The sequence below is a fragment of the Ottowia sp. VDI28 genome (genome assembly GCF_049532675.1).
Taxonomy (GTDB): Bacteria; Pseudomonadota; Gammaproteobacteria; order Burkholderiales; family Burkholderiaceae_C; genus Ottowia.
Genome location: NZ_CP149820.1, coordinates 895,750 through 921,009, shown reverse-complemented (window position 1 = coordinate 921,009; position 25,260 = coordinate 895,750). Strand labels below are relative to the sequence as shown.

21 protein-coding genes and 4 tRNA genes are annotated in these 25,260 nt (G+C 61.1%); 5 read left to right on the top strand and 20 right to left on the bottom strand.

Annotated features, from left to right (window positions below):
* Window positions 1–18 precede the first annotated feature (18 nt).
* The 20 genes from WJU18_RS04295 to WJU18_RS04200 form a co-directional block, all read right to left on the bottom strand.
* The gene (locus tag WJU18_RS04295; protein ID WP_423458906.1) at window positions 19–600 is read right to left on the bottom strand and encodes a c-type cytochrome; all 582 of its coding nucleotides are present in this window, start codon (window positions 598–600) and stop codon (window positions 19–21) included.
* The gene (gene soxC / locus WJU18_RS04290) at window positions 587–1,834 is read right to left on the bottom strand and encodes a sulfite dehydrogenase (protein ID WP_423458905.1); all 1,248 of its coding nucleotides are present in this window, start codon (window positions 1,832–1,834) and stop codon (window positions 587–589) included. The genes WJU18_RS04295 and soxC overlap by 14 nt, the downstream gene beginning before the upstream one ends.
* Window positions 1,835–1,999: 165 nt before the next feature.
* On the bottom strand, window positions 2,000–2,623 hold the full coding sequence (locus WJU18_RS04285) for a LemA family protein (RefSeq protein WP_423458904.1): 624 nt from the start codon (window positions 2,621–2,623) through the stop codon (window positions 2,000–2,002).
* 98 nt (window positions 2,624–2,721) lie between these two features.
* Window positions 2,722–6,960 (bottom strand): DNA-directed RNA polymerase subunit beta', encoded by a 4,239-nt coding sequence (gene rpoC, locus WJU18_RS04280; RefSeq protein ID WP_423458903.1) that lies wholly within the window; start codon window positions 6,958–6,960, stop codon window positions 2,722–2,724.
* 21 nt (window positions 6,961–6,981) lie between these two features.
* Window positions 6,982–11,094, bottom strand: coding sequence for a DNA-directed RNA polymerase subunit beta (rpoB, locus tag WJU18_RS04275; protein ID WP_423458902.1), 4,113 nt, complete (start codon window positions 11,092–11,094; stop codon window positions 6,982–6,984).
* Window positions 11,095–11,414: 320 nt separating this feature from the next.
* A complete protein-coding gene (rplL, locus tag WJU18_RS04270; protein WP_423458901.1) occupies window positions 11,415–11,795 on the bottom strand; it encodes a 50S ribosomal protein L7/L12 in 381 nt (126 codons plus the stop codon).
* Window positions 11,796–11,839: 44 nt separating this feature from the next.
* Entirely contained in the window at window positions 11,840–12,364 is a 525-nt protein-coding gene (rplJ, locus tag WJU18_RS04265) for a 50S ribosomal protein L10 (protein WP_423458900.1), read from the bottom strand.
* Window positions 12,365–12,645: 281 nt separating this feature from the next.
* Window positions 12,646–13,341, bottom strand: coding sequence for a 50S ribosomal protein L1 (gene rplA, locus WJU18_RS04260; protein ID WP_423458899.1), 696 nt, complete (start codon window positions 13,339–13,341; stop codon window positions 12,646–12,648).
* Complete coding sequence (gene rplK / locus WJU18_RS04255) at window positions 13,342–13,773, bottom strand: 50S ribosomal protein L11 (RefSeq protein WP_423458898.1); 432 nt, start codon at window positions 13,771–13,773, stop codon at window positions 13,342–13,344.
* 138 nt (window positions 13,774–13,911) lie between these two features.
* On the bottom strand, window positions 13,912–14,493 hold the full coding sequence (nusG, locus tag WJU18_RS04250; RefSeq protein ID WP_423458897.1) for a transcription termination/antitermination protein NusG: 582 nt from the start codon (window positions 14,491–14,493) through the stop codon (window positions 13,912–13,914).
* On the bottom strand, window positions 14,490–14,873 hold the full coding sequence (gene secE, locus WJU18_RS04245) for a preprotein translocase subunit SecE (RefSeq protein ID WP_423458896.1): 384 nt from the start codon (window positions 14,871–14,873) through the stop codon (window positions 14,490–14,492). The genes nusG and secE overlap by 4 nt, the downstream gene beginning before the upstream one ends.
* Before the next feature lie 195 nt (window positions 14,874–15,068).
* Window positions 15,069–15,144, bottom strand: a tRNA-Trp gene (locus WJU18_RS04240).
* 18 nt (window positions 15,145–15,162) lie between these two features.
* Window positions 15,163–16,353, bottom strand: a complete 1,191-nt coding sequence (gene tuf, locus WJU18_RS04235; RefSeq protein ID WP_423457841.1) for an elongation factor Tu — start codon at window positions 16,351–16,353, stop codon at window positions 15,163–15,165.
* Between the two features lie 71 nt (window positions 16,354–16,424).
* Window positions 16,425–16,499, bottom strand: a tRNA-Thr gene (locus WJU18_RS04230).
* 28 nt (window positions 16,500–16,527) lie between these two features.
* Window positions 16,528–16,601, bottom strand: a tRNA-Gly gene (locus WJU18_RS04225).
* 79 nt (window positions 16,602–16,680) lie between these two features.
* Window positions 16,681–16,766 (bottom strand) — tRNA-Tyr (locus WJU18_RS04220).
* Window positions 16,767–16,900: 134 nt separating this feature from the next.
* On the bottom strand, window positions 16,901–17,680 hold the full coding sequence (locus WJU18_RS04215) for a uracil-DNA glycosylase (RefSeq protein ID WP_423458895.1): 780 nt from the start codon (window positions 17,678–17,680) through the stop codon (window positions 16,901–16,903).
* Between the two features lie 12 nt (window positions 17,681–17,692).
* On the bottom strand, window positions 17,693–18,493 hold the full coding sequence (gene trpC, locus WJU18_RS04210; protein ID WP_423458894.1) for an indole-3-glycerol phosphate synthase TrpC: 801 nt from the start codon (window positions 18,491–18,493) through the stop codon (window positions 17,693–17,695).
* Between the two features lie 23 nt (window positions 18,494–18,516).
* Complete coding sequence (gene trpD / locus WJU18_RS04205; protein ID WP_423458893.1) at window positions 18,517–19,545, bottom strand: anthranilate phosphoribosyltransferase; 1,029 nt, start codon at window positions 19,543–19,545, stop codon at window positions 18,517–18,519.
* 82 nt (window positions 19,546–19,627) lie between these two features.
* Window positions 19,628–20,206 (bottom strand): aminodeoxychorismate/anthranilate synthase component II, encoded by a 579-nt coding sequence (locus WJU18_RS04200; RefSeq protein ID WP_423460931.1) that lies wholly within the window; start codon window positions 20,204–20,206, stop codon window positions 19,628–19,630.
* Between the two features lie 1,187 nt (window positions 20,207–21,393).
* Between WJU18_RS04200 and WJU18_RS04195 the strand changes: the two genes are divergently transcribed.
* The 5 genes from WJU18_RS04195 (at window position 21,394) to WJU18_RS04175 (ending at window position 25,248) form a co-directional block, all read left to right on the top strand.
* The gene (locus WJU18_RS04195; RefSeq protein WP_423458892.1) at window positions 21,394–22,140 is read left to right on the top strand and encodes a hypothetical protein; all 747 of its coding nucleotides are present in this window, start codon (window positions 21,394–21,396) and stop codon (window positions 22,138–22,140) included.
* Window positions 22,141–22,258: 118 nt separating this feature from the next.
* The gene (locus WJU18_RS04190) at window positions 22,259–22,471 is read left to right on the top strand and encodes an AlpA family transcriptional regulator (protein WP_423458891.1); all 213 of its coding nucleotides are present in this window, start codon (window positions 22,259–22,261) and stop codon (window positions 22,469–22,471) included.
* Between the two features lie 42 nt (window positions 22,472–22,513).
* A complete protein-coding gene (locus tag WJU18_RS04185; RefSeq protein WP_423458890.1) occupies window positions 22,514–23,389 on the top strand; it encodes a ParA family protein in 876 nt (291 codons plus the stop codon).
* Complete coding sequence (locus WJU18_RS04180) at window positions 23,373–23,621, top strand: hypothetical protein (RefSeq protein WP_024002065.1); 249 nt, start codon at window positions 23,373–23,375, stop codon at window positions 23,619–23,621. The genes WJU18_RS04185 and WJU18_RS04180 overlap by 17 nt, the downstream gene beginning before the upstream one ends.
* Window positions 23,614–25,248: a ParB family protein gene (locus WJU18_RS04175; protein WP_423458889.1), complete on the top strand. Its 1,635-nt coding sequence runs from the start codon at window positions 23,614–23,616 to the stop codon at window positions 25,246–25,248. Before WJU18_RS04180 ends, WJU18_RS04175 begins: the two co-directional genes overlap by 8 nt.
* Window positions 25,249–25,260: the final 12 nt, after the last annotated feature.

The window sequence follows — 25,260 nt, the reverse complement described above, 5'->3', positions numbered from 1 at the left end:
CCCACGGGGCCGACAAGATCAGCAGGACTTCATGCAGCGGGAGCCTTGAACCACATTCTCGCCTTTTCTGGCGCTCTTGAAGCCACTCTGATTAGGCATGCGTACCTTGGGCAGCGTTTCAGCGTTCATCACTGCGTCGTCAGGCACCAGCTTGTTGGCGTTCAGCAGCATGGCGGTCAAGGCATATACCTCGTCAGACTTGAGCGACTGAGGCTTGTCCCAAGGCATGGCCCGGTTGATGTAATCGAAAACCGTGGTGGCATAAGGCCAGAAACTGCCGATGGTGCGCTTGGGTTTCGGCGTTGCCAAGGTCCCCTCGCCGCCCGCCAATGCAGGGGCGGTGCCGCCTTTGCCAGCCTCGCCATGGCATGACAGACACAGTTGGGTATAGAGAGCCTTTCCTTGCTCGACGCTGCCCGAGCCCTGGGGAAGCCCTGATCCATCAGGGCTTACATCGATGTTCCAACCGGAAATCTCTTCCGGGGTGGCGGGTTTTCCAAAGCCGTAGTGTGTTTGGGCGCTTGCGCTTCCTGACGCCACAGCGGTAGCCAGCACGACGGCGACCGCGAAGGAATGGAAGAAACGATCAGGCGTGAACATTGGACACCTCACCAGAATCGGACACCTTCCAGCTTTGGATGGCGTTGTAGTGATACACGTAGTTGGGGCCGCGCCGCTCCACGAGTTTCTTCCTGGTCGGCTGGATACGCCCAGCCTCGTCGATGGCCCGGCTTTGAATGATGGTGGGCGCACCGTCCCATTGCCAGGGCAGCCGGAAACGCGTCAGAGCCTTGCTGAGCACAGGCTCCTGCAGCACGGCCTGGCGCCAGGTGCGGCCGCCATCCGTGGAAACATCCACGCCTTTGATGCGCCCGTGCCCTGTCCAGGCCACACCGGTGATTTCATGATAGCCAGTACGGATTTTCTGGCCACCGGAGGGGGAGAGAATGACCGACTTCACATCCATGGCAAATGTGAATTCGTAAGAGCTTCCATCTGGAAGAATGTCGGTGTACTTGGAGGTTTCCTCCCTCGTATAGAAAGGCTTTTCACCGACTTTGAGTCGGCGGAGCCACTTGATGTTCATGTTGCCTTCGACACCAGGCAGGAGAAGGCGCAGCGGGTAACCCTGTTCCGGGCGCAGCTTCTCGCCATTTTGCGCGTAGACCAGAATGCCTTCGCTCATGGCCAGATCCATGGGGATACTGCGCGTCATGGCAGCGGCGTCTGCACCTTCAGCCAGAATCCATTTGGCTTTCGGCTTCACACCCACTTCCGCCAGGATAGTGGACAGCTTGACACCCGTCCATTCCCCGCAACTCAGCAAGCCGTGTATTTCCTGGGCTGTCTTGCCTGAAGGGCCCACGTATTGGGACGAACTGTTCCCGGAGCATTCAAGAAAGTGGATCTTGCTCACGGACGGAAAGCGGACGATGTCTTCCATATCCAGGACCAGAGGCCTCTCCACGAGGCCATGGACCATGAGGCGATGCTGATCGGGGTTGATCGTCGGTACCCCCGCATGATGGCGCTCAAAGAACAACCCATTGGGCGTGATGATGCCGTAGAGCGACTGCAGAGGAGACCGTGACCCCGTGGGAAACGGATTCGGCGCGCTTGGCAGCACGCGAACCACATCTTTCTCAAAGGCCGACGGCACACCATAGGGCGGATTGACAAAGGGGCCGCCCGGTATCTTCATGGATTCGGGAATGCCCGGCGGGGAACTGGAAGACTGGGCAAATGCCGAACCTCCGAGTGCGATCGAGGCCGCCGGAATGGCAGTCGACCTCCGCAAAATCGTTCGGCGCGAGAGCAGGGAATGATCTTTCAAGGCTTACCTCCGAAAGCTGGGTTGCACAGCGAATGAACCGAGGAACCGACCACCCATCCTTGTCCTGAAGGGTGGTTGATCATTAGCCTAACACATGAAGTCAACTTTGTTGACTTTTTAAAACCCCGATAAACCCGCAGGAAAACCTGCGCAACTCGGTGAAACTCAGACCAGTGGGCCGATCGTCTCGGCCGAACGAGATGAGTTCAGAAGATGAATCTGGCCAGCCGGCCGAAAGCTGAAAAGCTTGGCCAGGAGAATGGCCGGGAACTGTCTGATGGCGCCGTTGTATGCATTGACGGCTGAGTTGAATGCCTCCTGCGGCGGCACGGCCTGGTGCAACAAGGTCATCCAGCGCGCATTCAGGCGCTCAGCCGAAGGGTCGGCATCGGGAGCGACCGCATTCTCCATGGCGCCATCCCATGCTGCGAGAAGCATCTCGTGGGCCATGGCCAGGCTGGCCGTGGTCACCCCGTCGATCGGTTGCGCGCGCAGATGAGCCAAAGCCACTGAAAACTGTTCGCTGGCAGCGGACAGCCGGCTCCAGACGGCCTCGGTTTCGCTCGGCATCGCGGCGTTCCCTTCGTCTTCTTCGGGCATGGCACCGCTGCGCATGGAAGCCGGCAGGCAGCCCTGCACCCAGACCACCTGCCGCAGAAGCAGCTCATCCAACGCGGCGAATGCCTTGCGCACCCCTGCGCGCAGGCGCACAAGCCGGTTGTAGGCACCAACGGCCCAGAAAAAAGTGACTGCGCAAGCTAGCCAGAATATGAGGGAAGAACTGAGCATGGCCCCGAGGATCTCTCTCCGTCACATGAAGTCAAATAAAAAACGCCTGCCGCGCTGGACCAGCGCGGCAGGCGTCATTCTCACACGGTGAGAGCGGATCAATCCGCGGCCGAGGCTCCTTCATCAGCGGGCGCGGCTTCGGTGGCTTCGCCGCCTTCGGTCGCACTGGCCAGCTCTGCAGCTTCGGCTTCAGCGATGGAGCGGCGCTCGTCCTCGTCCATCTGATCCTTCACTTTGCGAGCCTGATGGTAGGCCATGCCGGTGCCCGCGGGAATCAGGCGGCCGACAATGACGTTTTCCTTCAGGCCACGCAGGTCGTCGCGCTTGCCCATGATGGCGGCTTCGGTCAGCACGCGGGTCGTTTCCTGGAACGACGCGGCCGAGATGAAGCTGTCGGTGGACAGCGATGCCTTGGTAATACCCAACAGCAGGTTGGTGTAAGTGGCCGGGATCTTGTCCTCGGCACGCAGGGCGTCGTTGGTGTCGAGCATTTCGCTGCGCTCCACCTGTTCGCCGGCGATGTAGCTGGAATCGCCTGGGTTTTCAACCACGACGCGGCGCAGCATCTGGCGAACGATCACCTCGATGTGCTTGTCGTTGATCTTCACACCCTGCAAGCGGTACACGTCCTGCACTTCGTCGACGATGTAGCGCGCGAGTTCTTCCATGCCCAGCAAGCGCAGGATGTCCTGCGGATCGGCCGGGCCGTCGACCACGGATTCGCCCTTGTTGACCACCTGGCCTTCGTGCACCAGGATGTTCTTTTCCTTGGGAATCAGGTCGTCCCACACCTTGCCATCAGGATCGGTGATCTGCAGACGCACCTTGCCTTTGGTTTCCTTGCCGAAGGACACGGTACCCGTGATCTCGGCCAGCATGCCCTTGTCTTTCGGGCTGCGGGCTTCGAACAACTCGGCCACGCGCGGCAGACCGCCCGTGATGTCCCGCGTCTTCTGGCCTTCAACCGGAATACGCGCCAGCACTTCGCCAGGGCCCACTTCCTGGCCGTCACGCACCTGGATCAGCGCGCCCACCTGGAAGCCGATGGTCACCGAGTGGTCGGTACCGGGGATCTTGACCTCGTTGCCGCCGGCATCCACCAGTTTCACCTGGGGACGCACGATCTTGGCAGAGCCGCGGCGCTTGGGATCGATCACCACCAGGGTCGACAGGCCGGTGACTTCGTCCACCTGCTTGGCTACCGTGAGGCCTTCTTCCACGTTCTCGAACTTCACCTGACCGGCGAATTCCGTGATGATGGGGCGGGTCAGCGGATCCCAGTTGGCCAGAATGGTGCCGGCTTTCATCTGCTGGTCGGCCTTGACGGTCAGCGTCGCGCCGTAAGGCACCTTGTGGCGCTCACGCTCGCGGCCGTGTTCGTCATGAACGATGATCTCGCCCGAACGCGAAATCACGACCAACTCGCCACGGCTGTTGGTCACGTAGCGCATCGTGGGGTTGAAGCCGATCAGGCCGTTGCTCTTGGCTTCGACGCTGGAGGCCACCGCCGCACGCGACGCCGCGCCACCGATGTGGAACGTACGCATGGTCAGCTGCGTGCCGGGTTCACCGATCGACTGTGCAGCGATCACACCCACGGCCTCGCCCTGGTTCACCAGGCCGCCACGGCCCAGATCGCGGCCGTAGCACTTGGCGCAGATACCGAAGCGCGTGGCGCAGGTCAGTGCAGTGCGCACGCGCACTTCGTCCACGCCGGCTGCTTCCAGCTCGTCAATGGCATCTTCGTCCAGCATCTGGCCGGCCTTGATGACCACTTCCTGGGTTTCGGGGCTGACCAGGTCTTCCGCAGCCGTGCGGCCCAGAATACGGTCGCGCAGCGATTCGATCACTTCACCGCCCTCGACGATGGCGCGCATCAGCGAGCCATCGCTGGTGCCGCAATCGATCTCGGTGACCACCAGATCCTGGGTCACGTCGACCAGACGGCGCGTGAGGTAACCGGAGTTGGCGGTTTTCAGCGCGGTATCGGCCAGGCCTTTACGAGCACCGTGGGTCGAGATGAAGTACTGAAGCACGTTCAGGCCTTCGCGGAAGTTCGCCGTGATCGGCGTCTCGATGATCGAGCCATCAGGCTTGGCCATCAGGCCCCGCATACCAGCCAGCTGACGAATCTGAGCCGCGGAACCCCGGGCGCCGGAGTCGGCCATCATGTAGATGGAGTTGAAGGACTCCTGATCGACTTCCTTGCCGTTGCGGTCGGTGGTCTTCTGCTTGGCCAGCTGGGCCATCATGACCTTGGACACTTCGTCGCCGGCCTTGCCCCAGATGTCCACCACCTTGTTGTAGCGTTCGCCGGAGGTGACCAGGCCCGAGACGTACTGCTGCTCGATCTCTTTCACTTCCTTCTCGGCGCGCTCGATGATGCCCTGCTTCTCGGTCGGCACCAACATGTCGTCGATGGCGATCGAGATACCAGCGCGCGTAGCCAGGCGGAAGCCGTTCTGCAGCAGCTTGTCTGCGAACACCACGGTTTCCTTCAGGCCGCACTTGCGGAACGAAGCATTGATCAGGCGCGAGATTTCCTTCTTCTTCAGTGCCTTGTTCATCAGCGCGAACGGCAGGCCCTTGGGAAGGATCTCGGACAGCAACGCACGGCCGACAGTGGTGTCGACCAGGCTGGTGGAAGGCAGGAACTCGCCCGAGGCCTTGTCCTTGTTCCACTCGGTCAGGCGCACGCTGATCTTGGCCGTGAGCTCGACTGCACCGCCATCGAGCGCGCGCTGGACTTCACCGATGTCGGAGAAAATCAGGCCTTCGCCCTTGCCGTTGATGCGCTCGCGGGTCGTGTAGTACAGGCCCAGCACCACGTCTTGCGACGGCACGATGGAGGGTTCGCCCGAAGCGGGGAACAGCACGTTGTTGGAAGCGAGCATCAGCGTGCGCGCTTCCATCTGTGCTTCCACCGACAGGGGCACGTGCACAGCCATCTGGTCGCCGTCGAAGTCGGCGTTGAAGGCGGCGCAGACCAGCGGGTGCAGCTGGATGGCCTTGCCTTCGATCAGGATCGGCTCGAACGCCTGGATGCCCAGGCGGTGCAGCGTCGGAGCGCGGTTGAGCAGCACGGGGTGCTCGGTGATGACCTCTTCCAGAATGTCCCACACCACCGGCGTGCCGGATTCGACTTCCTTCTTCGCCGCCTTGATGGTGTTGGCGATACCCATGGCCTCGAGGCGGGCGAAGATGAAGGGCTTGAACAGCTCCAGCGCCATCAGCTTGGGCAGACCGCACTGGTGCAGCTTGAGCGTCGGGCCTACGGTAATGACCGAACGGCCGGAGTAGTCGACGCGCTTGCCCAGCAAGTTCTGGCGGAAGCGGCCGCTCTTGCCCTTGATCATGTCGGCCAGGGACTTCAGGGCACGCTTGTTGGCACCCGTCATGGCCTTGCCGCGACGGCCGTTGTCCAGCAGCGAATCAACCGCTTCCTGCAGCATCCGCTTCTCGTTGCGCGCGATGATCTCGGGCGCTTTCAGCTCGAGCAGGCGGCGCAGACGCGAGTTGCGGTTGATGACGCGGCGGTACAGGTCGTTCAGATCGGACGTGGCGAAGCGGCCACCATCCAGCGGCACCAGCGGGCGCAGATCGGGTGGCAGCACAGGCAACACATCCAGCACCATCCACTCGGGCTTGATGCCCGACTTCTTGAATGCCTCGAGCACTTTCAGGCGCTTGGCATTTTTCTTGACCTTGACTTCGGAGCCGGTAAGGTCACCGCGCAGGCGCTCGATCTCGATGTCAAGGTCGATGCCTTGCAGCAGTTCCTTGATGCCTTCGGCGCCCATGCGGGCCATGAACTCGTCGCCATACTCCTTGCGCTTGGCGTCGTAGTCGTCCTCGCTCATGATGCTGAATTTCTTCAGCGGGGTCATGCCAGGGTCGGTCACCACATAGGCTTCGAAGTAGAGCACGCGCTCGATGTCGCGCAGCGTCATGTCGAGCACGAGGCCCAGACGGGACGGCAGCGACTTCAGGAACCAGATGTGGGCGCAAGGCGCGGCCAGGTCGATGTGGCCCATGCGCTCGCGGCGCACCTTGGTCTGGGTGACTTCAACGCCGCACTTCTCGCAGATCACGCCACGGTGCTTCAGGCGCTTGTACTTGCCGCACAGGCACTCGTAGTCCTTGATCGGGCCGAAGATCTTGGCGCAGAACAGGCCGTCACGCTCGGGCTTGAAGGTGCGGTAGTTGATGGTTTCCGGCTTCTTGACTTCACCGAAAGACCAGGAACGGATCTTCTCGGGCGAAGCCAGGCCGATGCGGATGGCATCGAAATGCTCATCCGGCGTGAATTGCTTGAACAGGTCGAGTAGCGATTTCATATGACTCTTTCCCTTCAAAAATTAAGAGCGCTCGAGCTCGATGTCGAGACCCAGAGAGCGGATTTCCTTGACCAGCACGTTGAACGACTCGGGCATGCCGGCGTCGATGGAGTGCTCGCCCTTGACGATGCTTTCGTACACCTTGGTACGGCCTTGCACGTCGTCGGACTTGACCGTGAGCATTTCCTGCAGAGTGTAGGAAGCACCGTAGGCTTCCAGCGCCCACACTTCCATCTCCCCGAAACGCTGACCGCCGAACTGCGCCTTGCCGCCCAGAGGCTGCTGCGTGACGAGCGAGTATGGACCGGTGGACCGGGCGTGCATCTTGTCGTCGACCAAGTGATGCAGCTTCAGGAAGTGCATGTAACCCACGGTGGTGGAGCGTTCGAACGCTTCGCCGGTACGCCCGTCGTAGAGATTCGCCTGCGTGCGCGTGGCGGTGAGGCCTTTCGCCTTGGCGATGTCGTCCGGGTAGGCCAGTTTCAGCATGGCACGGATTTCCTCTTCGGAAGCGCCATCGAACACCGGGGTGGCGAACGGCACACCGTTCACCAGGTTACCGGCCATTTCGAGAATCTGGTCATCGCTCAGCTTGTCAAGCTCTTCCTTGCGGCCCGTGCTGTTGTAGAGCTCTTCCATGAACTGGCGCAGCTTCGCGACACGGCCTTCAGCCTGCATCATTTCATTGATGCGCAGGCCAATGCCTTTACCGGCCCAGCCCAGATGAACCTCCAGCACCTGACCCACGTTCATGCGCGAAGGCACGCCCAGCGGGTTGAGCACGATGTCGGCGGGAGTGCCATCTGCCATGTAGGGCATGTCTTCGACCGGAACGATCTTGGACACCACACCCTTGTTACCGTGGCGGCCGGCCATCTTGTCACCGGGCTGCAGGCGGCGCTTGACGGCCAGGTACACCTTGACCATCTTCAGCACGCCAGCGGGCAGTTCGTCGCCTTGCGTGAGCTTCTTGCGCTTTTCTTCGAACGCGAGGTCGAAGCTGTGGCGCTGCTGCTCGATGGAGGCCTTGATGCTTTCCAGTTGGGAAGCCACATCGTCTTCCGCCGGGCGGATGTCGAACCAGTGGTATTTGTCGACGGAGGCCAAGTAGGCCTTGTCGATCTTGGTACCCTTGGCGATGCGGTTCGGGCCACCGTTGGCAGTCTTGCCGTTCAGCAGCTTCTCGATACGGTCAAAGGCATCGGCCTCGACGATACGCAACTGGTCGTTCAGATCCAGGCGGTAACGCTTGAGTTCGTCGTCGATGATCTGCTGGGCGCGCTTGTCACGCTGAATGCCTTCGCGAGTAAACACCTGAACGTCGATCACGGTGCCTTGCGAGCCTTGGTCGACGCGCAGGGACGTGTCTTTCACGTCGGATGCTTTCTCGCCGAAGATGGCGCGCAGCAGTTTTTCTTCAGGCGTCAGCGTGGTTTCGCCTTTGGGCGTGACCTTGCCGACCAGGGTGTCGCCCGGCTGCACCTCAGCGCCGACATAGATGATGCCGGATTCGTCGAGGCGGTTGAGCTGCTGCTCGGCCAGGTTCGGGATGTCGCGTGTGATTTCCTCGGCGCCCAGCTTGGTGTCGCGCGCCATCACCACGAGTTCCTCGATGTGGATCGAGGTGTAGCGGTCATCGGCCACCACACGCTCGCTGATCAGGATCGAATCCTCGAAGTTGTAGCCGTTCCAGGGCATGAAGGCGATCAGCATGTTCTGGCCGATGGCGATCTCGCCCAAGTCGGTCGAAGCGCCGTCGGCGATCACATCGCCCTTGTTCAGCTTGTCGCCCTTCTTGACGATGGGGCGCTGGCTGATGTTGGTGTTCTGGTTGGAACGCTGGTACTTGATGAGGTTGTAGATGTCCACGCCCACTTCGCCGGCTACGGCTTCGGCGTCGTTCACGCGGATCACGATACGGGTGGCGTCGACATAGTCAACCACGCCGCCACGGCTGGCCGTGACCACGGTGCCGGAGTCAACCGCGGCGACGCGCTCGATACCGGTGCCGACCAGCGGCTTTTCCGGACGCAGCACGGGCACGGCCTGGCGAGACATGTTGGCGCCCATCAATGCGCGGTTCGCATCGTCGTGCTCCAGGAAGGGCACCAACGACGCCGCCACAGACACGATCTGCGCCGGTGACACGTCCATGTACTGGATACGCTCGGCGCCCACCAGGATCGAGTCGCCTTTTTCACGGGCGGAAACCAGGTCGCCAGTCAGGTTGCCATCTTTGTCGAGCGTGGCGTTGGCCTGCGCGATGACGTACTTGCCTTCCTCGATTGCCGAGAGGTAATCAATCTCGTTGGTGACCTTGCCGTCGATCACGCGGCGGTACGGCGTTTCGATAAAGCCGTACTCGTTCAGGCGAGCGTAGAGAGCCAGGGAGTTGATCAGACCGATGTTCGGGCCCTCAGGTGTTTCGATCGGGCAAACGCGGCCGTAGTGCGTGACGTGCACGTCGCGCACCTCGAAGCCAGCACGCTCACGCGTCAAGCCGCCCGGGCCAAGGGCCGAGACGCGGCGCTTGTGGGTAATCTCGGCCAGCGGGTTGGTCTGGTCCATGAACTGGCTCAGCTGCGAGGCGCCGAAGAACTCCTTCAGCGCGGCCGAGATCGGCTTGCTGTTGATGAGGTCATGCGGCATCAGCGGATCTTGCTCAGCCTGGCCCAGACGCTCTTTCACGGCCTTCTCGATACGCGCGAGACCAGTGCGGTACTGGTTCTCGGCCAGTTCACCCACGCAACGCACGCGGCGGTTGCCCAGGTGATCGATGTCGTCGACCTCGCCGCGGCCATTGCGCAGCTCGACCAGGATCTTGACCACGGCCAGGATGTCTTCGTTGGTCAGCACCATGGGACCCGTCGATTCCTCGCGGCCGACCTTGGCGTTGAACTTCATGCGGCCCACGCGCGACAGATCGTAGGTATCCGGGTTGTAGAACAGGCGTTGGAAAAGGGCCTGCACCGCGTCTTCCGTAGGCGGCTCGCCGGGGCGCATCATGCGGTAGATGGCCACGCGGGCAGCGAACTCGTCCACCGTTTCATCAGTGCGCAGGGTCTGCGAAATGTAGGCGCCCTGATCGAGCTCGTTGGTGTAGATGCACTGCAGTTCTTGCACGCCGGCTTCGCGCAGCTTTTTCAGCAGCGCTTCGGTCAGCTCGTCGTTGGCCTTGGCGATGATCTCGCCGGTGTCGCCATCGACCACGTTCTTGGCCACCACACGGCCCACGAGAAAGTCCTCAGGCACGCTGATGTGCGTGGTGCCCGACTGCTCCATCTCGCGGGTATGGCGCGCAGTAATACGCTTGTCCTTGGCAACGATGACCTTGCCGGACTTGTCGGTGATGTCGAAACGCGCCACCTCGCCCTTGAGGCGATCGGCCACGAATTCCATCTGCGCGCCGCTGTCCATCAGGCGGAAGTTGTCGTTGACGAAGAAATTCGCCAGGATCGACTCAGGGTTCAGGCCGATGGCCTTGAGCAGAATGGTGACCGGCATCTTGCGGCGGCGGTCGACACGGAAGAACAGGATGTCCTTGGGGTCGAATTCGAAGTCGAGCCACGAACCGCGGTAGGGAATGATGCGTGCGGAGAACAGCAGCTTGCCCGAGCTGTGGGTCTTGCCCTTGTCGTGTTCGAAGAACACGCCGGGAGAGCGGTGCAACTGGCTGACGATCACGCGCTCAGTGCCGTTGACGATGAACGAGCCTTTGTCGGTCATCAGAGGCACTTCGCCCATGTAGACCTCTTGCTCCTTCACCTCTTTCACCACCTTGGATTGTGAAGTGGAAGACTCGCGGTCATAGATGATGAGCTGCACGCGGGCGCGAACGGCGGACGAAAAGGTCAGGCCACGCGTCTGGCATTCGCGCACATCGAATGCGGGTTTGGCCAGCGTGTACTCAACGAACTTCATTTCGACGAAGCCGTTGTGCGAAACGATCGGGAACGCGGATTCAAACGCGGCTTGCAGGCCGTCGTGCGTACGCTTCTTGGGCGCGGTGTCGGCTTGCAGGAAGGCGGTGTAGGCATCCTTCTGCATCTGCAGCAGGTACGGCACTTCGAGCACGCTGTCGCGGGTGCCAAAGCTCTTGCGGATGCGCTTGCGTTCGGTATATGAGTAGGCCATGTAATCTCCGGGCAAAGACGATAAGTCCTGGACATCTGGCGACTGGGACAGCAGGCTGCGTGAGAAGCCTGCGTTGCTTGGTGGCTGGCCACTACCAGCCGATGGCGGACGACCACGCGTTGCACGCGGTCCGAACCAAGTCGCCTTCTGCAGTCGAGTCAGAAGACACTTGAAAACCGTCCTGGGTGGCGGCTTTCAGGTGCACTCTGAAGTGCGCTCTGAAAGAGCTGAAGGCTGGCCCTCTCAGGCCAGCCTTCGCGACGCGAAACCCGTGCTCATCAGATGAGTGACATGGGATCGCGCCGCTATTGAAAAGCCGATTACTTGAGTTCGACTTTCGCGCCGGCTTCTTCCAGCTTCTTCTTGGCGGCTTCGGCGTCGGCCTTGGCAACACCTTCCTTGACGGGCTTCGGTGCGCCGTCCACCAAGTCCTTGGCTTCCTTGAGGCCCAGGCCGGTGATTTCGCGCACGGCCTTGATGACCGACACCTTGTTGGAACCGGCTTCCATCAGCTGCACGGTGAACTCGGTCTTCTCTTCAGCAGCAGCGGCGCCACCACCAGCGGCGCCACCAGCGGCCGGAGCGGCCATAGCTGCGGCGCTCACGCCGAATTTCTCTTCGATGGCTTTCACCAGGTCGTTGAGTTCCATGACCGTCATGCTGTCCAGCGCGGTCAGAAATGCGTCTTTATCGAATGCCATGATAAATATTCCTAAAACAATTGATCAAATGGTCAGCACACGCCTTAGGCGGCAGCTGCTTCCGTTACTGCTTCGCCTGCGCCTTCGCCCTTCTTGGCCGCCAGTGCACCCAGCACCACGGCGGTGCGGGAAATCGGCGACATGAGCAAGCCACAAAGCTGCGCCAGCAGCACTTCCTTGGTAGGAATGCTGGCCAGTTGCTTCACGCCGTTCGCATCCAGGGCCTTTCCACCGTAAACGCCACAGCGAATCACCAGCTTGTCGTTGGTTTTCGCGAAATCGGCCACCACTTTCGCGGCGGCGACGGCGTCTTCGGAGAAGCCATAGATCAGCGGACCGGTCATCTGGTCGGACACGGCCTCGAATGCGCTACCAGCCACAGCACGGCGGGCCAGCGTGTTTTTCAACACGCTCAGAGCCACACCCTTGCTGCGCGCGTCGGTGCGCAGTTTGGTCATGTCAGCGACCGTGATGCCGCGGTATTCCGCCATCACAAGCGTTTGAGCTTTTGCGGCGAGGCCGGTCACGTCTTGGATGACCGCTTCTTTCTCACTGCGATTCAGACTCAAGGTCTACTCCTTCAAAATGCGTTGTTCGGATTGGCGGAAATCGCTTCACCTCTTCAACGCGCCTCTCTTGCAGCGACCAACTGTTCAGGATGAAACCTTTTCAGCGGGTACGCCATCTGCGCTGGCCGCCCTGGAAACCAGAGCTATTAAGGGAGGCTTTCGCCACACACCAGCGGTCTTGGATGGCCTGCCAACGCCCCTTTTGAAGGAGCGGCGGCAGCCCACCACATCGGGCTGGCTCTTCTGGAGGTTGTTCCCGAAGAGCCGGCCCGCATTCTCTATCAAGCCGCGATGGACTGCGTGTCGACGCGAACGCCCACACCCATCGTGCTGGACACCGCCACCTTGCGCAGGTACACACCTTTGCTGGTAGCAGGCTTAGCCTTGTTCAAGGCATCGATCAGTGCCGCCAGGTTACCCTGCAGCTTGTCGGCGTCGAACGAGCGGCGGCCAATGGTGCCGTGCACGATACCGGCCTTGTCGACACGGAATTGCACCTGGCCAGCCTTGGCGTTCTTCACAGCTGTTGCCACGTCAGGGGTCACAGTGCCCACCTTGGGGTTAGGCATCAAGCCGCGGGGGCCGAGGATCTGGCCCAGCGTACCCACCACACGCATGGCATCGGGAGCAGCAATCACGATGTCGAAGGGCATATCGCCCGCCTTCACCTGAGCAGCCAGATCGTCCATGCCGACGATATCCGCGCCGGCGGCCTTGGCTTCTTCAGCCTTGGCGCCTTGGGCGAACACAGCCACGCGCTTGGTCTTGCCGGTGCCGTTGGGCAGCACCACGGCGCCACGCACCACCTGGTCGGATTTCTTGGCATCGATGCCGAGCTGAACGGCCACGTCGATCGATTCGTCGAACTTGGCATTGGCAAACTCTTTGACGAGCGCCAGAGCGTCAGCCAACGGATACAACTTGGTGCTGTCGATCTTGCCCTCTTGGGCTTTTTGCTTCTTGGTCAGCTTGGCCATTTACACACCCTCCACCGTCACGCCCATGGAACGGGCGGAACCGGCAATCGTACGAACAGCAGCGTCCAGATCGGCAGCCGTCATGTCCTTCATTTTGGTCTTGGCGATTTCCTCGAGCTGAGCGCGAGTGATCTTGCCGACCTTGTCGGTGTTCGGCTTGGAGGAGCCCTTGTCGAGCTTGATGGACTTCTTGATCAGGACCGTCGCGGGCGGGGTCTTGATGATGAAGGTGAAGCTCTTGTCCGCGAAGGCGGTGATCACCACCGGCAGCGGCAGACCAGGCTCAACGCCTTGGGTCTGGGCGTTGAACGCCTTGCAGAACTCCATGATGTTCAGACCGCGCTGACCCAGTGCAGGGCCGATGGGCGGCGATGGATTGGCTTTACCAGCTGGAACTTGCAGCTTGATGAAGCCGACGATTTTCTTCGCCATGCTTACTCTCCTTGCGGGTACAAATGTCTGGATGACCGGCCTGGGCCGAAGATTCCAAACTCCCCGGGGGTTGTCGACTCTAAGAAAAAACCGCTTGGCGCAGAGTCGGAAAAACGCCAGCGATCATAAAAACAGAGGTCAGGTTTTCTCGACCTGCCCGAATTCGAGTTCCACGGGTGTCGCGCGGCCGAAGATCGTGACCGACACACGCACCTTGCTTTTTTCGTAGTTGACTTCTTCGACTGTACCGTTGAAGTCAGTGAAGGGACCTTCCTTGACACGCACATACTCGCCGACTTCGAATTCGACCTTGTGCCGCGGCTTGTCGGTACCTTCCTGCATCTGGTTGACGATCTTCATCACATCGTCTTCCGAGATGGGCGCAGGGCGGTTCTTGGCACCACCCACAAAACCCGTCACCTTGCTGGTGTGCTTGACCAGATGCCAGGTTTCGTCGTCCATCACCATCTCGACCAGCACATAGCCCGGGAAGAACTTGCGCTCAGTGGTGCGCTTCTGGCCGTTCTTGATCTCAACCACTTCTTCGGTGGGCACCATGATGCGGCCAAACTTGGACTGCATCCCTGCACGATTGATGCGCTCGATAATGTTGCGTTCAACCGCTTTCTCCATGCCTGAGTAGGCATGAACGACATACCACTTCAGGTCAGGATTGTTTGAAGTGCTCGGTGGCAGTTGCGTAGTGGTATCGGACATCATTTCCTCCAGCCCAGAACCAAGTCGTAGAGCACCCACTCCAACGTCTTGTCGGTCAGCCAAAGGAACAGCGCCATGACGACCGCAAAGGCAAATACGAACGCCGTGGTCTGCAGCGCTTCCTTGCGCGTAGGCCAGACCACCTTCTGCACTTCACGCCAGGAATCCCGGCCAAAAGCAATCAGGCGCTTGCCGGATTCGGCCGTGAAAAACACGATCGCTGCCAGCACCAAACCCACAACAAGCCCGCCCCACTGAGCCAGCGGACCTTCCTTGGACAGCAGGTAGAACGCCGCGAGCGCGCCAATGATCAGAAGCGCGACAAGACCCAGGCGAGCCTTTTCGGCGCCCGTGGTCACGGTTTCAACTTGAGTGCTTGCCATGTTGAGCGAATTTCGCCTGACCCCGCCGAGCAGGGCTCAATACACAATACAACGACCTATACAAAACAGCTTTCAGCGAGACCGCTCGCATTGGGAAAATACCCCATCTGGCTTGCATAAATCCTGAATTTTTCAGACACACAAGCCCGCCGGTTAAACGGGCGGGCTTGAGAGCTTGAAATTGCCACTTTTAGGTGGCAGGGGCAGTAGGAATCGAACCTACAACCTTCGGTTTTGGAGACCGACGCTCTGCCAATTGAGCTATACCCCTAGATTTCCTTGACCTCGATTACTCGATGATCTTAGCCACCACGCCGGCGCCGACGGTACGGCCGCCTTCACGGATAGCGAAACGCAGGCCTTCTTCCATGGCGATCGGAGCGATCAGCTTGACGGTGATGCTCACGTTGTCGCCAGGCATGACCATTTCCTTGCCTTCGGGCAGCTCGATGGAGCCGGTCACGTCCGTCGTACGGAAGTAGAACTGCGGGCGATAGTTGTTGAAGAACGGCGTGTGACGACCACCTTCATCTTTGCTCAGCACATACACCTCACCGGTGAAGTGCGTGTGCGGCTTGATGGAGCCCGGCTTGCACAGCACCTGGCCGCGCTCGACGTCTTCACGCTTGGTGCCGCGCAGCAAAATACCCACGTTGTCGCCAGCCTGGCCTTGATCCAGCAGCTTGCGGAACATTTCCACGCCCGTGCAGGTGGTCTTTTGCGTGGCCTTGATACCGACGATCTCGATTTCTTCGCCGACTTTGACCACACCGCGCTCGATACGGCCGGTCACCACGGTGCCGCGGCCAGAGATGGAGAACACGTCTTCCACGGGCATCAGGAAGGCACCGTCCACAGCGCGCTCAGGCGTGGGGATGTAGGTGTCCAGGGCTTCAGCCAGCTTCATGATGGCTTGCTCGCCCAGCTCGCCGGTGTCGCCTTCGAGGGCGAGCTTGGCAGAGCCTTTGATGATGGGGGTGTCATCGCCAGGGAATTCGTACTTGGACAGCAGCTCGCGCACTTCCATTTCGACCAGCTCGAGCAGCTCGGCGTCGTCCACCATGTCGGCCTTGTTCAGGAACACGATGATGTAGGGCACGCCCACCTGGCGCGACAGCAGAATGTGCTCGCGGGTCTGGGGCATGGGGCCGTCAGCGGCCGAGCACACCAAAATGGCGCCGTCCATCTGGGCAGCACCGGTGATCATGTTCTTGACGTAGTCGGCGTGGCCGGGGCAGTCCACGTGGGCGTAGTGGCGGTTGGCCGTCTCGTATTCCACGTGGGCGGTGTTAATGGTAATGCCGCGCGCTTTTTCTTCAGGCGCTGCATCGATCTGGTCGTACGCCTTGGCTTCGCCGCCGAATTTCTTGGACAGCACCGTAGCGATCGCTGCCGTCAGCGTCGTCTTGCCATGGTCCACGTGGCCGATCGTGCCGACGTTGACGTGCGGTTTCGTCCGCTCGAATTTCTCTTTTGCCATTTCTTCGACTCCGAAAAAATTAACCCAACATCATCAAAACGATAGCCGGGGCGCGCATGCCGCGGCAAATCTGGTGCCCTTGGTGGGAATCGGACCCACGACCTCTCCCTTACCAAGGGAGTGCTCTACCACTGAGCCACAAGGGCAAAACCGCTGTCACCGACTTGGATCGACTGGAGCGGGAGACGGGAATCGAACCCGCGTCATTAGCTTGGAAGGCTAAGGTTCTACCATTGAACTACTCCCGCAAAGACCTCGAAGGCCCATGCTCGGAAAAAGCTTCCCAAACACTCGTCGACCGGCAAGCCGGTTTTCAAACAATTTCGCTGGTGGAGAGGGCTGGATTCGAACCAGCGTACTCGTAAGAGGGCAGATTTACAGTCTGCTGCCATTAACCACTCGGCCACCTCTCCGGCGAAGAACTCGCAATTATGCCACCAGTTTTTAACGAATGCCAATCTTCTTATTTTTTATCTCGTCTTGACTCAAAAAATTTTCCTGAGACCGCCCGGCCAGCCCGACCTCGGCCAAGGCGCAGCCCCGCAGATCAACCCAACCAGTCGACAGGAGTCTGCCCTTGCTGAACAAGGAAATCGTTGGCCCGCCTGAAATGGCCGCAGCCAATGAAAGGCACAGGCGGACGCAATGCGGACAACGGCGAAGGATGGTTGGCAAGCAACCACAAATGCCGGCCTGCGGACTCGCCATCTTCCCGTCCTTGCGCCTTACTTTGCGCGTGGGCGCCCCAAAGCATGAAAGCGAGCGCCTGCTTACTTTCCACCAACTGATCGAAGATGGCATCCGTCAAGCACTGCCAGCCGATGCGTGCATGGCTCGCGGCTTGACCTTGCTCAACGGTCAAGCTGGTGTTCAAAAGCAACACTCCCTGGCGTGCCCAGTGCTCAAGGAGACCTTCAGGCCGAGGGGAGCGCCCGTATTCCCGCGCAAGCTCCTTGTGGATGTTTCGCAAACTCGGGGGAAGCTTGATGCCCGGAAAAACATCGAACGCCAGCCCGTTGGCCTGTCCAGGCCCATGGTAGGGATCCTGACCGAGGATCACCACGCGCACGGTTTCAGGCGGGGTGAGCGCCAATGCGCGCAGGGGGTGCGGAGGGTAGATAGTGGCGCCAGCGGCAATGCGCTCCCGCAAGAGCTCATTCAACTGCAAGCCGGCCGTGCTGCGCAAAAAGCCATCCAGCACCGGACGCCATCCCGGAGCCACCTGCTCTACATCGGTCGGCCAAGCACGCAGCGATGTGCCATCGCCCTCCCCTCTTTCAGGAAAAAGAGAGAGTGAATCTACGGGTTCGGAACGGGAACGTGCCATCAACTGTGTATGTCAGCGGAACAGTTCAGCCAGCGCCTCGCCCGGTTCGGGGGCACGCATGAAGGTCTCTCCGACCAGAAACGAATGCACGCCGGCCTCACGCAGGCGTTGCACATCGGCACGGGTGGCAATGCCGCTCTCGGTGACCAGCAAGCGATCAGCCGGCACCTCGGACAACATGCCAAGCGTGGCGTCCAGGCTGACCTCGAAAGTGCGCAGGTTGCGGTTATTGATACCAAGCAAAGGCGTTTTCAGTTTCAGGGCGCGCTGCAATTCCTCCTGATCGTGTACCTCCACCAGGACAGCCATATCGAGGCCGTGAGCAATGGCTTCCAACTCGGCCATCTGCGTATCGGCAAGGCACGCGGCTATGAGCAGAATGCAGTCTGCTCCGATGGCCCGTGCTTCGTACACCTGATAGGGATCGATCATGAAATCCTTGCGCAGCACCGGCAACGAGCAACTGGCGCGCGCCTGCTTGAGGTAATCGATGCTGCCCTGGAAGAACTGGCGGTCCGTGAGCACTGAAAGGCAAGCGGCACTCGTTTTGCCATCGCCGAAAGCGTAGCTCTGGGCGATGTCGGCCGGCACGAAGTCTTCGCGGATGACGCCCTTGCTGGGACTGGCTTTCTTGACCTCGGCGATCACCGCAGCCTGTCCCGCAGCCTGCTTGGCCCGCAAGGCCCCCAGAAAATCACGGGTGAGCACCCGGCTTTCGGCATCGGCGCGCATCTCGGCGAGGGACTTTTTCTTCAGCCCTGCGGCGACTTCCTCGCGCTTGACCGCGACGATCTTGTTCAGGATATCACTCATATTTCAACCATTCCCCGCACTGATCAGGAAGCCATTTTCTTGCTGAAAGCGGCCAGGTCGCTCAGCTTGGCGCGGGCCGCGCCGGAGTCGATGGCCTCGCGCGCGCGCACCACGCCATCTTTCATGCTGGCCACCACGCCTGCGGCATAGAGCGCGACACCGGCGTTCAACAGCACAATGTCCCGTGCCGCGCCGGCCTGGCCTTCGAGAACGCCACGAAGCAGCGCCATCGACTCCTCGGGGGTGCTCACTTTCAAAGCCCGGTTGCTCACCATGGACAAGCCGAAATCCTCCGGATGGATTTCGTATTCGCTGATTTCGCCGTTCTTCAGTTCGCCCACCATCGTGGCCGCCCCCAGACTCACCTCATCCATGCCATCGCGGCCATAGACGACCACGGCGTGCTCTGCACCCAACCGCTGCAACGCCCGGATCTGAATACCCACCAGATCGGAATGAAACACTCCCATCAGGATGTTGGGCGCGCCAGCGGGGTTGGTCAGCGGCCCCAGGATGTTGAAGAAAGTTTTGACTCCCATCTCCTTGCGCACGGGCGCCACGTTCTTCATCGCCGGATGATGATTCGGCGCAAACATGAAGCCGATCCCGATCTCAGCGATGGACTGCGCGATCTGCTCGGGCTTGAGATTGATATTGATGCCCAGCGCTTCCAGCACGTCGGCGCTGCCGGATTTGCTGGACACGCTGCGCCCGCCATGCTTGGCACAACGCGCGCCGCCAGCGGCCGCCACGAACATGGAGCAAGTGCTGATATTGAAGGTATGGGAGCCATCGCCCCCGGTGCCCACGATGTCCACCAGATGGGTGGGGTCCTGGACGTGTACCTTGGTGGACAGTTCGCGCATCACCTGCGCCGCCGCGGTGATTTCGCCGATGGTTTCCTTCTTGACGCGCAGGCCAGTGGTGATGGCCGCGATCATCAACGGGGAGATCTCACCATTCATGATCAACCGCATCAGATGCAGCATTTCGTCGTGGAAGATTTCGCGGTGTTCAATGGTGCGCTGAAGCGCTTCCTGAGGAGTGATCATTTTTGCCTCGATTCGCGTTGACTTTGATTCAGTGGGAAGGCCGCTTGAAAGCCAGGGCACGGGGCACCCGGCTTGTAGCGATTTATGCCGTGACCGGCCGCTCCAGGAAGTTTTTCAACATGGCATGGCCGTGTTCCGTGAGGATGCTTTCAGGGTGAAACTGCACACCCTCGATATCCAGCGACTGATGCCGTACGCCCATGATTTCGCCATCGTCCGTCCAGGCGGTAATGTCCAGCTCTTTCGGGCAGGTGCTCCGCTCGATGGAGAGCGAGTGATAGCGATTGACGGTGAACTGCTTGGGCAAGTCCCTGAATACCCCTTGCTGAGTGGTAGTGATGACGCTGGTCTTGCCGTGCATCAACTCGCCAGCGCGGACGATGTGGCCGCCGAAAGCCGCGCCAATGGACTGATGGCCCAAGCAGACGCCCAAGATGGGTAACTTGCCAGCGAAATGCTGAATGGCTGCCACCGAAATGCCCGCTTCGGCTGGTGAGCAGGGGCCGGGCGAGATGACCAGGCGATCAGGCTTGCGGGCGGCGATGCCTTCCAGGGTGATTTCGTCGTTGCGGAATACCTCGACTTCGGCGCCCAGTTCGCCAAAGTACTGGACGATGTTGTAGGTGAAGCTGTCGTAGTTGTCGATCATCAGGACTTTCATCATCATAACTCCTTGTTTTTATTGATGTTTTTCATTACACACCACCTCCATTACACACATCATTACACACATCGACGGTCGATTGCGATGGACGAAGCGCAGGTAGAGGTCGGCACTGGGTCACAATGAATTTTGAGAGAGGCCGTAGGGTGCGCCGACACGGTGTACTGAGGAAGCGCCTCCGCTCGCGTGGCTGGCTTGAGGGCCAAGACAAAACGGCCAAGCTTACGGCCCGCGGCGACGCGGCGCGCGGGGCCTGAGCTCGAAGATGGGGCTGGGGTGCTAAGGGCATCGGGCAATCTCCTCAAATCTTGGAGCCGCCGTGCCGGAGTAGCCTTCTTTGAAACCTTGCCTGCCGGTACGGCGGCAAGGTGCGGTCAAGACCGCAACGACATGCCGCTTCCTATTGGAAGCGCCACCACAGAGCGATGTTGGTCGAAGCGGTACGAGTCATGGACAGACCAAAGTGTTGAATTAAAACGCTGGAAACCAATCCGGTGACTTCCGAACGCACTTCCTGTATCAGCCGTTCTCATTTTACCACGGGCATGCTAGCCAAAGTCCACTCTTAGAGAACAGACAACTCATCCTTCGGTATGCAGAGAACTGCGAGCTATTCGCCCTCTGATGTGATCTCAACCGCAACAAGGGCAAGCTACTGAGCCAAAGTGGCTACTCAGCATCCCCGCTCCACGTTGCGGCCTCCAACCGCACCAGCAGCAACATGAAGCAACGGCTTGGTGAGCGTCAAATCTGCGGTTCGCTGTCACCACAAACTGCTCGTGCGTAATGCTATCTCGATATATCAGCATCCTAATCAGATATCGCCCCACTGGATTCTCCCTGCAAATCCAAGGTTCCAAGCAGCAGTTGACGCTGCTTGCGGCTTCTGAAACCACTGGGCTATCAGGCCATACCCAAACGGTTTTGCGTAGATCGCTGCAACCCATGACGCTGCCAGTGTGAGGCCACTGTTGAGCCATACCTGCCAAGGCCCAGTCATCTGGATAGCTCACATATTTTTGCACATCGAGCGCGCGACGGCTACCTGCAAGAGCTGGTGAGAAGGCTCAAGCCCCACGACGAAGCGGGTCCCTGACCCCCGCTTCATGCACAGACAACAGGCCGACCATGCGGTTGGCACCAAAGGAGTCGGCCATGTAACTCTCCTGGAAGGGGATGGGAGCATGAACAACAATGCACCAAAATCAAAGGTGTTCTATCGCCCGATCGAAGCGTCCATCCGCTGGGCCGGGCTACTGCGATACAAACAGGTGATCCTGGCGTCGATCTCGTCGGCGCGGAACCTGCCACATTCGATGGACTGCCCGCGCTGGGGCGAACTGCGGCTGTACACCGAACGCATCTATGACGGCATCCTCAATGGGGAACTTCCCTTCGGACGGGACGGCATCACGACGCACGATACCGAACTGATCGACTCTCCCGATCTCACCGTCCGCCATGTCGATCTGAAGCGCTGGATGCGCCAGCACTATCCCGAACACCGACCAGGCTTTCTCTTTTCCCGTAGCGAGCGCATCGCCCATCCTTCCATTTCACTGGAAACCGGGCAAGCCATGCTGGTTGAGCAGTTCGCCCTGAAATCCGCCTTGGAGCAGTCCAAGCGCCAACTTCGCGAGCTGCAGGACACGCACGACGCGCTGCTCAAGCAGTCCACGGTGATTCCCGCCTGCGCGCAGTGCCCGATCAGCGATCGGGCCGAGGCCACCTACCTGAACATCATCGGGGGCATGCTGGAGCTGATGCTCGGCCAGTCGCCCTCGGGCACGCCGTACTCCAGCTTCAAGTCGCAGGAGGCCGTGGTCAGCGCACTGGTCGCCCATCACCACGGCGTCATGGGGATCGCCGAGCGGACGTTGAACGGCAAGTTCGCCACGGCCAGACGCCGGCTGCATAGCGCAACGCTCTGAGGATTGCCAGCTTGTATGTGCAGTCGCGGAGATTGCATTTGCAATGTCTTTCCGCACCCATGTCTATTGAATAGAGGTCACGCCAACAAACGCCACTGAGCGTTCAGGAGTGACCGCCATGTCGCAAACACCTGTACTGCCACCCAACGAGCGCCGCATTCTGCGTCTGGAAGAAGTCGAAGCGAAGTCCGGCTTCAAGCGCGCCCACATCTACAACCTGATGAAGAAGCGCGAGTTCCCGCAAGCGCTGCGCTTGGGTGTGCGCGCGGTCGGCTGGGATTCCATCGAGATCGATCAGTGGATCGCCGAGCGCGTCAACAACCGGGCCTGATCCGTTCTCCCGCGGACTTTCCATCCTCACACGGAGAACGCCATGCAGGTTGTATCCATCATTTCAACGAAAGGTGGCGTCGGCAAGACCACCACGGCCGCGAACCTGGGTGGCCTGGCCGCAGACGCAGGGCTGCGCGTGTTGCTGCTCGATCTCGACGTCCAGCCTACCTTGTCCTCCTACTATGAGCTGAGCCACCGCGCACCTGGTGGCATCTATGAGCTGCTGGCCTTCAACGAGCGCGACCTCGGCCAGCTCGTGTCCCGCACAATCATTTCGGGCCTGGACCTGGTGCTGTCCAACGACCACCGGGGCGAGTTGAACACCTTGCTGCTGCACGCGCCGGATGGGCGCCTGCGGCTGAGGCACCTGCTGCCGATCCTGGCGCCTCTTTACGACCTGGTGCTGATCGACACCCAAGGCGCGCGTTCGGTGCTGCTGGAGATGGCCGTGCTCGCCTCCGATGCCGCGCTGTCGCCCGTGACCCCGGAAATCCTCGCGGCTAGAGAGCTTCGACGCGGCACCATGCAGTTGCTCGAAGACATCGCGCCATACCGGCACCTCGGCATCGAGCCGCCGCCGCTGCATCTGCTCATCAACCGTGTCCACCCTGTGTCGGCGAACGCTCGGTTGATCCAGCAGGCCCTGCGCGACCTGTTCCAGGATCACGCCGACATCCGCGTGCTGGCCACCGACGTGCCGGCCATCGAAGCCTATCCGCGTGCCGCGACGCGCGGCCTGCCGGTGCATCGGGTCGAGTACCGCCAGCCACCGGGCAGAGTCGCCCCCGCCGCGCTCGACAGCATGCGCAGCCTCGCTGGCGAACTGTTCCCGCAGTGGCAACACCGATTTGCCACGGTGTCCGGCCGTTCGCCTGTCCCTCTTGATACCGGGAGGCCCCATGGCGAACGCACATGAACTGGCCCGAGGGCACAAACGGCTGCGCGCCCTGATCGAGTTCGCTGTCGGTGAAGGCTGGCACGTCAAGCGCACGCCGGGCGGCCACCTCAAATTCACCAAAGCAGGCTGCGCCGCGATCTACACCAGTTCGACCGCCAGCGACCACCGGGCGGCCCTCAATGCCCGGGCGCAGATCCGCCGCGCCGAGCGCGAGGCCCGGTCCGAAGCGCAGGGAGGCCGCCATGGCTGAGATGACCTCCCAGCAGATGGCCGGCAAGCTGCTCGCGGCCGGGTTCGAGCGCAGCGGCCCGTCCACCTCGGCCTTGAGCGACCCCATCGCCGACACGCCCATGGTCGTGACCCTGGACCAGTTGCGCCCCTACGACCACGATCCCAGGAAGAAGCGCAACCCGGCCTACGAGGACATCAAAGCGTCCATCCGGGAGCGCGGCCTTGACGCGGCGCCGGCGATCACCCGGCGCCCGGGCGAGGACCACTACATCATCCGCAACGGCGGCAACACACGCCTGGCGATCCTGCGCGAACTGTGGTCGGAGACCAAGGACGAGCGGTTCTTCCGCATATCGTGCCTGTTCCGGCCGTGGCCCAGCCGCGGCGAAGTCGTCATGCTGACCGGCCACCTGGCCGAGAACGAATTGCGCGGGGGCCTGACGTTCATCGAGCGCGCCCTCGGCGTCGAGAAGGCGCGCGAGTTCTACGAGCAGGAAAGCAGCGCCGCCCTGAGCCAGTCCGAGCTGGCCCGCCGCCTCGCCGCCGATGGCTTCCCGGTCCAGCAGTCGCACATCAGCCGGATGAACGACGCGGTGCGCTACCTCCTGCCGGCGATCCCGAACGTGCTGTATGGCGGGCTCGGCCGCCACCAGGTCGAACGCCTGTCGGTCATGCGCAAGGCCTGCATGCTCGCGTGGGAGCGCTACGCCAAGGGCCGCACGCTGGTACAGGACTTCGACGACTTCTTTCAGGAGGTGCTGTCGCAGTTCGACACGCAGGCCGACGAGTTCGCCCCCCAGCGCGTGCAGGACGAGCTGATCGGCCAGATGTCCGAGCTGCTGGGCATCGACTACGACGTGCTGGCGCTCGACCTCACCGAATCCGAAAGCCGCCATCGCGCCCTGGTCAGCGATCCGACCCCGCCATCGGCACCGCCCGCGCTGCCTGAGCCTGGCACCGTGGCACGCCCGCCCGCCGCGCCGACCCCATCGGCCCCGACGCCGGCGGCCACACCTGGGTCGCGCGAGCGCGAGGGCGGCTCAGGGACGGACAGCTCGCCCGCAGGAAGCCCCGTGGCGGCTCCTGGTGATCTGCTGCAGGGGCACATCGTTTCGCCTGCACCGACGACGGAGCGGCTGCAATCCATTCAGCGGATGGTCGCCGACGAGCTGGGGGATGCGCTGCCCGATTTCTCGGCCAATGTCCTGCAGTCCATTCCAGTCCAGGCGGGCGGTCTCTACCCGATTTCCGACGTCTGGCACATCGACGCGGGCCTGGACACGCCCGATCGCCTGCGCATCCACATCGCGCAGTTCGCACGCGAGATCGCGGGTGAGGCAGGCCTCGATCAGTGCATCGAGGACCGCGCGGACGGCGTGGGCTTCGCATGCCATGCCAGCGCGCAGCCCCCATCACCCCTGGGCCGCGGCGTGCTGGCATTGCTGGCGAGCCTGGCAGGCCAGAGCTTCACCGATGCCGATCTGGACGGCGGGCAGCTTGCCGCCGAGCTGCCGGCGCTGCTGCACGGCCAAGGCGATGCGACACGCCGCTTGAGCGACACCGCGCTGGTCAAGCTGTTCCGATTGCTGCGCCTGGCCCGGCGCCTGCTGGACCTGGAATCCGGTGTCGCAGGCCCTGGGGCATGAAGGAAGGAGACC